At 44.9% G+C, this 10010-nt stretch carries 6 protein-coding genes, 3 tRNA genes and 1 pseudogene; 5 read left to right on the top strand and 5 right to left on the bottom strand.

Annotated features, from left to right (window positions below):
• Positions 1–380, top strand: a 380-nt coding sequence (locus BG74_RS15360) for a hypothetical protein (RefSeq protein WP_244267054.1), incomplete at its 5' end; no start/stop codon positions are given.
• A 2072-nt stretch (positions 381–2452) separates the two neighbouring features.
• On the opposite strand, the gene BG74_RS15355 is transcribed toward BG74_RS15360, so the two are convergent.
• The 4 genes from BG74_RS15355 to BG74_RS00435 form a co-directional block, all read right to left on the bottom strand.
• Complete coding sequence (locus BG74_RS15355; RefSeq protein ID WP_244267079.1) at positions 2453–2554, bottom strand: hypothetical protein; 102 nt, start codon at positions 2552–2554, stop codon at positions 2453–2455.
• Between the two features lie 398 nt (positions 2555–2952).
• Positions 2953–3249 carry a hypothetical protein gene (locus BG74_RS15350; protein ID WP_244267053.1) on the bottom strand — a complete coding sequence of 99 codons (297 nt, stop codon included), beginning with the start codon at positions 3247–3249 and terminating at the stop codon, positions 2953–2955.
• 2024 nt (positions 3250–5273) lie between these two features.
• Positions 5274–5349 (bottom strand) — tRNA-Lys (locus BG74_RS00440).
• Positions 5350–5370: 21 nt separating this feature from the next.
• Positions 5371–5443, bottom strand: a tRNA-Val gene (locus BG74_RS00435).
• Between the two features lie 249 nt (positions 5444–5692).
• Here BG74_RS00435 and gltX point away from each other — a divergent pair.
• Complete coding sequence (gltX, locus tag BG74_RS00430; RefSeq protein ID WP_066595667.1) at positions 5693–7102, top strand: glutamate--tRNA ligase; 1410 nt, start codon at positions 5693–5695, stop codon at positions 7100–7102.
• Positions 7103–7228: 126 nt separating this feature from the next.
• Positions 7229–7304: transfer RNA gene (locus BG74_RS00425), tRNA-Ala, on the top strand.
• Between the two features lie 122 nt (positions 7305–7426).
• Here BG74_RS00425 and BG74_RS00420 read toward each other — a convergent pair.
• Positions 7427–8611, bottom strand: coding sequence for a NupC/NupG family nucleoside CNT transporter (locus BG74_RS00420; protein ID WP_066595665.1), 1185 nt, complete (start codon positions 8609–8611; stop codon positions 7427–7429).
• A 359-nt stretch (positions 8612–8970) separates the two neighbouring features.
• Between BG74_RS00420 and BG74_RS15345 the strand changes: the two genes are divergently transcribed.
• A complete protein-coding gene (locus BG74_RS15345; RefSeq protein ID WP_244267052.1) occupies positions 8971–9111 on the top strand; it encodes a hypothetical protein in 141 nt (46 codons plus the stop codon).
• A gap of 59 nt (positions 9112–9170) precedes the next feature.
• Positions 9171–9848: pseudogene (locus BG74_RS12030) on the top strand (Nramp family divalent metal transporter).
• The last annotated feature ends 162 nt before the right edge of the window (positions 9849–10010 follow it).

Raw genomic sequence — 10010 nt, 5'->3', positions numbered from 1 at the left:
CCGCTGCCGGAATCCGCCTGGCGGTTCTGATGGGCCTAAGGTTACGACACCGCCCATGCCCTGCCGCGTCCGCAGTTGATTGCGCCGGCTGCGGTGTCCTGCCAGTAAAGCTAGCGACCTTTATGCAGGTGCTTAGACACGACTATCGCCAACGTCTCGCTGCCGATAATCGGCTGGATATCGTTGCGACATGGGGCAAACGAGGATGTTTTTGGCCCCGGAGCTGCTGTTTATCATCACCTCATTTTTGTGAGGTATCTGCGCAAAATATGACGCAGCTGGTCATTTTCCACGCCCTGCAGGGTTTCTTCTCCGAACTGCTTTACCCATGGTGTAAACGCTGTTGCTGTCCATTTGTCCCGCTGCTAAGGATGGGATAGCGCTCCCTCTCCTGGCGATGGTCACCGCGGTAGCGTCCATTGGGTCCGCTAGCCGGCGGATGGATAACCGATAACTATACCCGGCCGTAGATCTTCTTCATTAACGTGCCTAATCGGCATATTCGCGGCTATTTTGGTTATAGCACAGCTTTAATAGCGGCAAGTGACGACGGTGACCCAGCAGATCGATTATGTCGGACTAGCGCTGCTGGTGCTAGGGGTTAGCTTGTTATAAGGTGGTGCTTTATAAGAGAAACAATCTCAATTGGTTTGAGTCGGCTTTTATCATTGTCGGCTCTTTGATTTCTGTAATTTTGCTGGTGGCGCTAGTCATTTGGGAGTTGACCGACAAATGCCCTATTATCGATCTCCGACTATTCCAATACCGCAACTTTTCTTTCGGAACACTGGCTTTGGTTGGGTTATTCTGGTTTCTTTGGCATCAACCTACTGTTGCCAGAATAGCTGCATACCCAGCTTGGCTACACGCCAGTCTGGGCCGGACTGACAGCAGCGCTCATCGGTATTTTTTCCGTTGTTTCTCTATCTCCGCTGATCGGGTCGCTACGCGCATAAATTCGATCTCCGGCTGTTGGCGGGAAGATTATTTTTGGTGATTGGCATCTCCTATTTTATGTGTTCCGATTTTATTACCGGCGTAGATTATTATCATATCATGATAATTCAAGGAATTATAAGGATCGGGGTAGCGCTATTTTTATGCCAACTACTAGTATTCTGCTTTCCAGTCTGCCGCTGAAGGATATTGCTGAAGGCTCCGGCCCCTGGCGGGCAGCCTTGCAGTTTTGCGTTTTCGTTGACCACCTGGATATAGCATCGGCACTAGATTTTCCACCACGGGCATTTGACGCAAGATATTACACTTATAGTCCCGACCCGAGACGCAGTTCTGTATCGAGAGGTTGGAGTAATACCCAAAGCACGATGGCGCAGTTGGACAAATAGGTGGAATGGTAGGCCTATATGCTGTCGACCGTGGACTATTTTACACTGTTGGGCTGGATCTTTTTCGCGCTGATCCTGGTCATCTGGTTGGTGAAACTGCCATTCAGTCATTATAGCGGTGGCGGTAGCTATTAAGGTGGCTGGCATCAGCGTCTTCTCATGATCCTGAAAAGGAAGTCAGTGGATCCCTTTTCAGGCACTTGATTGTTAATTTGCCGCCCGTTGCTGGGCGACGGTATTTTTATGCAAGGAAGCCGGCGCGCATCGGCGATGCGTCGGCTTACTCCTTCGCGTTTGCCACCTGCGTTAGACCAGGTGGCTACTTTCTACGTGACTGACAAAGCCTCCAGCGCAGTAATTAGATAGCGCCGTCTTGGCCATAAATGAACTTACCAGGAAGGGTTTAATACGATTATTTACCGGCGAAAAAGACTATTGTTAATCTTCAATTCGTTCCAAATCCTATGGCGGTGATGCGATAATTTTGTTGCTTTCCAATTTCTGCCAGTCGTGTCTGCTTATTCTGGTTGCTAATTACCTCTTCTCGATAGAGGCTATTTCCGTCAGCATCTTCATAAACGATTCAAGTATATAAGTTGGGAAAATAGCTATGTGGGATCCCTGCTCTTATTTTAATCGTTAATGTCTTCTTACCCAAGTAAAGCATGTCGATCAGAAACTGACGATCATTAAATCCATAGCCCATGAACATGAATTTATTGCCCGCATTATCGCTCGGAATCGAATTATCGGTAGGAATGTAGTCCTTATAAGTTGCCAGCAGTCGCTCACGCTACAGGATATTAAAATCTGGATAGACAAATAAATGTTATAGTTGAAAGGTGAAGATGCGGAGTGATAATCCTGATAAAATCTGTGTAAACCTACCGTAGTATTATCCAGCCTTATTAAGATCGCTTGCACAGGATCCCCTGCAACTCCGTATTTATCATCCTGAAATCGGCAATAGTTAAGATATTCTTTACATTTTTGCTATCGATGATGTATGGATAAGGTAGGTTGACCCGTAAGCGATTCTATTCTTTATGAAGAATCTCAATATAATCATCGATGCTGAATATCAATTCATCATAATTCAGGCTTGCTTAGGTGTCAGGGATATCTTTGGTGAAGGTGACTTTCCCTTGCAGATCACGTACAACAATATTTTCATAGATTACATCCGGGAAGTAATAATACGATGTGATAGTAAAGACGTCGATGACCAGTTTTCTTTGAGTGTAATCAACTAATATCGTGACGAAAACCTAGTTTGACATTCCAAAGAAATTTATTTCTTGCGAGATGGATGATCAGCTATGCGAGATTTTTAATAAAGTTAATTTCCGCTGTATTGCTTCCTACTTCACCCTAAGATAATCTGTTGTTGGCTGGTATTTACGATCTTTACCAGTAGGTAAACTCAGGGCGTACAACTAGTCGGCAGTTTTCTCAATGCTATAGCAGGGCTGTCTATAGGCGTTTTATAAACGTAACGCGCCCCTTCATCAGGATCAGGTCTTTACCATAAATATGTACAAAGTCATCTATGTTAAAACGCAAGCTGGCATTACCTTTCAGGCTGGTAGCTTTTAACTGAGTCTTATCAACTAGCCGGAGAGTAGATGTCCAGCTTCAACTGGTTTTTTACTACCTTCAACTGCGCTGTATCAACTAATTGATACAGCCGATATACTGCTTTAGCATAGCTATAATTATTGCGATCGAGCTGCGGTTTGGTCACATGGCCACCGGTAATCTGTATAAAAATGGTTATGTTCACCTGCTCTCCAGATACAATATAACTTTCAGACAGTATATCCAGCAGCGAGTGTACGATAAGGAATAAAGTCTGACATATTACAGTTTTTACGATACTGCTGCTTGAAATATGTGAAGGCATTCTTACTCGCCTTGTCCACCATTAACATGATAAAGTAATACTTGGAACGCAGATCCCACTGATTAAGTGATCTATCTCTAGCGATTAGTTGGAAGATGTTCTCCTCAAACTTTCTCTTTATTACCGTTATTATATAGTCAGCTATCTTGATATTTACGATCACCCAGTATCACATCTCAGTAGCTGGCAGCATACAATGTTGTTCCATACGTCACCGACGGAGAAATGTTTACCAAACATAAAGTGCTATTGATAGCAGTGGGCAATTTTATATAGACTACCCTAGTTGTTGGCCTATTGTAGTATTATCTAAAAAATAATAATCAAGGCTGTCGACTCTGCTGTCCAATTACATCCATAATAGCTACCATTGCTGTCATCTTTGTCGGCTTTTATTAATTATCGATTGTTAATATTCCAATCTGAATCGTTCTCGGACTCAAAGGAAAATCTGGACAGTAAATTAATTATGGACAGTGCATTGTAGAAGGAAAAAATACTTTCACAATAGGCGATAAGAGCATCTATAGTTTTTAATTTTTACTAGGTCTGCAGCGCTGGTTTATTGATCTTTAATACTAAGATCACTGCATATCCTGAATCTACTAAAGAGAATTGATGTCTTGTTAGTTCCATTGCTAAAAAAATGCCGATTCATTCTAGAATTTGCGGTATATATAAAATATCTTTGAGGTCTCTAGATATTATATTCCCATTATCTAGATAACATTTACGTAAGGCGTTTCGATAAATTGAACTTAGACCGAGTTGGTGCTAACTTCTACCAAGTTACGGATGACGCTTAAGCTATCCTCAGTTTTCTGCCGTCGTTTAATAAACACAGCGTCAACGTGCTACTGAAATCTACATTGACATGAAGCACTCTCAGCGTCTGGTTATCGGCGAGAATCATTCTTAAATGTTGGTGATTGTAGTTAATTTTACTCATTCCATTAGCATCTAACCAAATAGGTCTTGTCAGTGTATAAATCTATTTCAATTTTGTAATATTTTTCATTTTACTTACCTCAATAGTTTGAGTTAATTTGAAAAAATTACCCTATCATTGCTTTTAGAAAAAATTGAGTGTGCCTGGTGATATCCTGTACAGAAAATAAAAATATGAGTATTTGGATAAATGAATTAAAAATAACAATACTTAACTCATACAATTAATAATTGAAATTACGCCGCAACAGTATATGTTTTTTTCCTATAGTAAGGAATATATATTTTAGGAGTTGTGGCGGTGACGCATGTGTTAAAATTGAGGTAAGTTTTTGGATAGATACTATTTTTATGATCTTCATTTTAAAAATTTTTTTGATGCTTTTGAATCTAAATCTCTCAGTTTTATAGAATATATATATTCCATTATTCTGCTCTATCTAGGATAGATTTTTTATCTATTGATAAAAAATATAATGGCATAGATCATTTTATCCACTCGTTATCTCTCGGCAGTCTAATAGGTTGAGTGAGGAAATACCCATTATTTATTGAATATTTAAAATTAATGCAGATATTATATTGTATTTGAGCCTTTTAATACCTCACCCTCACTGTACTGATAAATGTAATTTTTACTGGTAGATTAAATTATTTTTTATAATCGGTTATTATCTGGAAATTTATTATAAATACTATAGAAATATAGTATAAATAATTTTATATCAGGCAATCAAATATTGTGCTTCATACGTTGACATTTGGGCTGTAGGGCCTGGCCTTGGTAGCATTAATCTGAACGGGTAGGCTGCTGCGAGTTTTCACTTATTATAAAGAAGAATTAAATAGCTTGATATTTAATTCTTCTTTGCCTATGACACGTATATTCGCCATATCGGTGTCTTGGTCTTGACTAGACAGAGAGAATTGGGGCACAGCGCCGCGCCGTCTGCGCTGGTCAACAGCAACCTGTATGCACAGGCGTGTTAGCATAAGACAGCGCTGCGACAGGCCATGCGGCGCTGGGTATTGATAAAGACAACAGCAAGGCAGATGAAGAAGGGAAGAACGGGAATTGGTAGGTCGTGCAGGATTCGAACCTGCGACCAATTGATTAAAAGTCAACTGCTCTACCAACTGAGCTAACGACCCACTTAAATACGTCAGAATTAGTGGGTGATGACGGGATCGAACCGCCGACCCCCTCCTTGTAAGGGAGGTGCTCTCCCATCTGAGCTAATCACCCTACTGTATGGGGTCGCATTATAGGGAACCGCCGCAATGAGTCAACGATTTTTCCAGTGAATTTTCGTATTCGTATTAAATTTAGCTATCCCGGGCAGTTTTGCACTGGGCTGAGTGAAAAAACTCCCGGATGAGGACAGGTGTTGAAGATACGGCCATAATAAGTGGTAGACTATCCCCATTTTTAATATGGGCTTGGAAGCGCTGTTTCGGCTCTTCGTCGCCATGCGTAATGAAGGCAATGTAGCTGATGAAAATTAAAACCCGTTTTGCGCCCAGCCCCACGGGCTATTTTCATGTTGGTGGCGCGCGTACCGCGCTCTATTCGTGGCTCTTCGCCCGCAATCTGGGCGGCGAATTCGTGCTGCGCATTGAGGATACCGATCTTGAGCGCTCAACGCAGCCGGCGATTGAGGCCATTATGGACGGTATGAACTGGCTCAACCTGGACTGGGACGAAGGTCTCTACTTTCAGACTAAAAGATTCGACCGTTACAATGAGGTCATTGATGACATGCTATCCCATGGCACTGCCTATAAATGCTATTGTTCCAAAGAGCGACTGGAGATGTTGCGTGAAGCGCAAATGGCCCGTGGCGAGAAACCGCGTTACGATGGCCTCTGCCGCGATAGCCACCATCATCACGCCGCCGATGAGCCCTGCGTGGTGCGTTTTAGTAATCCGCAGGATGGCTCGGTGTTCTTTAACGATCTTATCCGTGGGCCTATCGAGTTCAATAACCAGGAGCTGGATGATCTAATCATCTGCCGCACCGACGGATCGCCTACCTATAATTTTTGCGTGGTGGTGGACGATTACGATATGGCGATAACCCATGTCATCCGCGGTGAGGACCATATCAATAATACGCCGCGGCAGATCAATATCCTGAAGGCCATAGGCGCGCCGGTGCCGGATTATGCCCATGTCTCGATGATACTGGGCGATGACGGCAAGAAGCTTTCCAAACGCCACGGCGCAGTCGGGGTCATGCAATACCGCGATGACGGTTTTCTGCCGGAAGCACTGCTGAACTATCTGGTGCGCCTGGGGTGGTCCCATGGCGATCAGGAAATTTTCAGCGTCGACGAAATGAAACGGTTATTTAGCCTTGACTCGGTAAGCAAATCTGCCAGCGTGTTCAACACCGAAAAACTGCTGTGGCTTAATCACCATTACATTAATCATCTCCCAGCCGACTACGTTGCCACGCATCTGGTCTGGCATATTGAGCAGCAGGGAATCGATACCCGTACCGGGCCCCAATTGTCGGAGCTGGTGAAACTGCTGGGCACACGCTGCAAAACCCTGAAGGATATAGCCGCTAGCTGCCATTATTTCTACGAAGATTTCAGCGAATTTGATGTTGACGCGGCCAAGAAGCATTTGCGCCCGGTGGCGGCTCCAGTGCTGCAGGCGGTGCACGCCAAGCTGGCGGCGATAGACGAATGGACGCCGGCCTCAGTGCATGCGGCCATTGAGCAAACGGCCGAGGAACTGCAGGTGGGTATGGTCAAAGTCGGTATGCCACTGCGCGTTGCGTTAACTGGCACTAGCCAGTCCCCAACCCTTGATGTCACCGTGCATGCGATAGGACAGTCTCGGTCTCTGGCGCGCATCGATTTTGCGCTGAACTTTATTGCCCAGCGGGTGCAATAAAGGGCCAGTCAGCGCTAATTTGACGGCTTTTTCAGCGTTTGACCCGTTTGGCAAATTTAGCCTTTGACAGAGTTTGTTAGAATTCATATCATGCGCCCCATCCACCAGAGACGATGTCATGTGTATGGGGCTATAGCTCAGCTGGGAGAGCGCTTGCATGGCATGCAAGAGGTCGGCGGTTCGATCCCGCTTAGCTCCACCAATAAAAACCGGCTAAGGCTGGTTTATTTATGTATGTACGGAGTTGATACATAGGGAAATGGGCCATCCTGGCTTCCCGTCCCGGCTCTAAATCCCGAGAGCGTATAATGCGGAGGTGCAGCGTTAAATCACCAGGCCGACGATGGCGGCTGACAACACGCTGACCAACGTGGAGCCATAGACCAGTTTTAGGCCATAGCGGGAGACCACGTTGCCCTGATGCTCGTTCAGTCCCTTGATTGCACCGGAGACGATGCCTATCGAAGAAAAATTGGCAAACGAAACCAAGAAAACCGAAATGATTCCCACCGAGCGCTGCGATAATTCCCCGGCGGCTTTCTGCAAATCGATCATGGCCACGAATTCATTCGACACCAATTTGGTGGCCATTATGCTGCCAACCTGGAGCGATTCGTGCGCAGGAACACCCATCACCCAGGCAAGCGGGAAGAAAATATAACCGAGGATGCCCTGGAAGCTTATGCCGAACAATAGACTAAACAGCGCGTTAACGGCGGATATTAGCGCGATAAACCCGATAAGCATCGCTGAGACGATAATCGCCACTTTAAAACCGGCGAGAATATACTCACCCAGCATTTCAAAGAAACTTTGTCCTTCATGCGGATGGTTCATTTGTAAATCTTCATCTTTCTCTACCCAGTAGGGGTTGAGCAAGGATAGGACGATAAAGGTGCTAAACATATTCAGCACCAGCGCCGCAACGACATATTTGGGCGCCAGCATAGTCGTATAAGCGCCGACGATGGACATGGACACCGTAGACATCGCCGTGGCGGCCATGGTGTATATGCGCCGTTCTGACATTTTGCCGAGGATATCCTTATAGGCGATAAAGTTTTCCGACTGGCCGAGGATCAGTGAACTCACGGCGTTGAACGATTCCAATTTTCCCATGCCGTTAATCTTCGACAGCACGGTACCAATGATGCGGATAACGAAGGGAAGCACGCGGATATGCTGTAGGATTCCGATAAGCGCTGAGATGAATACAATCGGGCAAAGGACGTTCAGGAAGAAGAACGCCAGGCCCTGTTTATTCATATTGCCAAACACGAAATCGGTACCTTCAGCGGCAAAACCCAGCAATTTATCGAACATGGCGGAGAAACCCTGTACGAAGCCCAGACCAATTTGGGAATTGAGGAAAAAGTAGGCGAGTAAAATTTCAATCGCCAGCAGCTGGATAATAAAATGCACGCGAATGCTTTTACGATCGCGGCCAACTAATATTGCCAGGATCGCCACTACGGCGAGTGCCAGGACAAAGTGAAAAATGCGGGACATAGTTGCTCCAAATAATGAGGCAGGCAGAATTCTTCACTCATTCTATGTAATAGGGCAGGTAAAAACGAGTTATAAGTTGCAAATATAGAAAAATCCTCCTTCTCTCCTGCGCAGCTATCCCCCATACTCGAAATTTTATGAATTTTTTCTAATTATTAGGATAGAAAGTTTTAGATCTATACTAAGCTAAAACATAGCCTGCGCTATATTTTTAACGTCAAGGTGAAACGATGTTAAACCCGGGCACTCCCGTCCGTGGGGGGACATACTGTGCATTAATGGCTGATATCGCAAAGATAAGCAGAATCTCTCTAAATATATTTGTTATGTTTATATTTTTATAAACATATTAGTTGATAATGATTATTTCTATAGTGGACAGCCATGCTATGGATAATGTCAATCGCGCAGCGAGAAAAGTGAATCTTTCCTTCCTTGGACTTGCTTTTATCGCCGCGATTGGTTGTATCGATCTCGGTAATTTCGCTACCAATATCTAAGCCGGTGCCAGTTTTGGCTACCGGCTCTGCTGTGGGTAGTAGTATTATGGGCCAATATCATGGCGCCGCTTATTCAGTTTTTGTCTGTTAAATTGGGTATCACCACCGGCAAGAACTTGGCTGAACATATCCGCGATCGCTTTCCTCGTGTCGCAGTCTGGGATTATTGGGTGTGGGAGAAAATTATCGGGATGGCGACCGACATGGCGCTGGCAGAATTTATTGGCGCCACCATTGGCTTTAAAATACTGCTGGGGTAACGCTGTTACAAGGCGCGATAATTACCGGCATTGTAGCCTTTTTAATATTGATGATGCAAAATCGCGGGCAAAAACCTCTAGTAGTCGTGATAGGTGGGAAGCCTGCTACTGTTTGTTGCCGCTGCCTATATCGCCGAGTTATTTTATTCCCGTCTGGTATTAAGCGAATTGCGCGTCGACATGCCTATGGTCGACGCTGCCCGACAGAGAAGCAGTATTTCACTGACTGCCGGCGTGTTGGGCGCTACCATCATGCCGCACGTTATTTATTTGCACTCCTCGCGCCGACCTAGACAATCGTGTGGGCAGCCGCTCCGAACAATACTCTTGTATGTGGCCATAGCCATGACTATTGCCGGGTTCATTAATCTGGCAATGATAGCGACCGCAGTAGCGGCATGTCTGGATCCGGCAGATGATGATAGAAAATATCTACATAGTTCAACCCCAGGTGCCGCAAACTCTAGTTCAGACTAACCACCAGATATTTCTTCTATCCCCAATCACTATAATGCCCCTGTCACATGGTTTAGCCACCTTAGTAGAGATAATCAATTCATCGCGGTAGGGCATAAAGTCCTCGCACAGCAGTCGGCTAAAGTCTTCCCACCGCCGATCCTGGCGGTGGACAATGATTAT

Origin of the sequence: Sodalis-like endosymbiont of Proechinophthirus fluctus (genome assembly GCF_001602625.1) — a bacterium.
Taxonomy (GTDB): domain Bacteria; phylum Pseudomonadota; class Gammaproteobacteria; order Enterobacterales; family Enterobacteriaceae.
This window is presented reverse-complemented; position numbering and strand designations above follow the sequence as displayed.

Coding starts and splice junctions, on each gene's coding strand:
- BG74_RS15350 (WP_244267053.1), bottom strand. CDS start 3,249: ATGCCTTCACATATTTCAAGCAGCAGTATCGTAAAAACTGTAATATGT.
- gltX (WP_066595667.1), top strand. CDS start 5,693: ATGAAAATTAAAACCCGTTTTGCGCCCAGCCCCACGGGCTATTTTCAT.
- BG74_RS00420 (WP_066595665.1), bottom strand. CDS start 8,611: ATGTCCCGCATTTTTCACTTTGTCCTGGCACTCGCCGTAGTGGCGATC.
- BG74_RS15345 (WP_244267052.1), top strand. CDS start 8,971: ATGATTATTTCTATAGTGGACAGCCATGCTATGGATAATGTCAATCGC.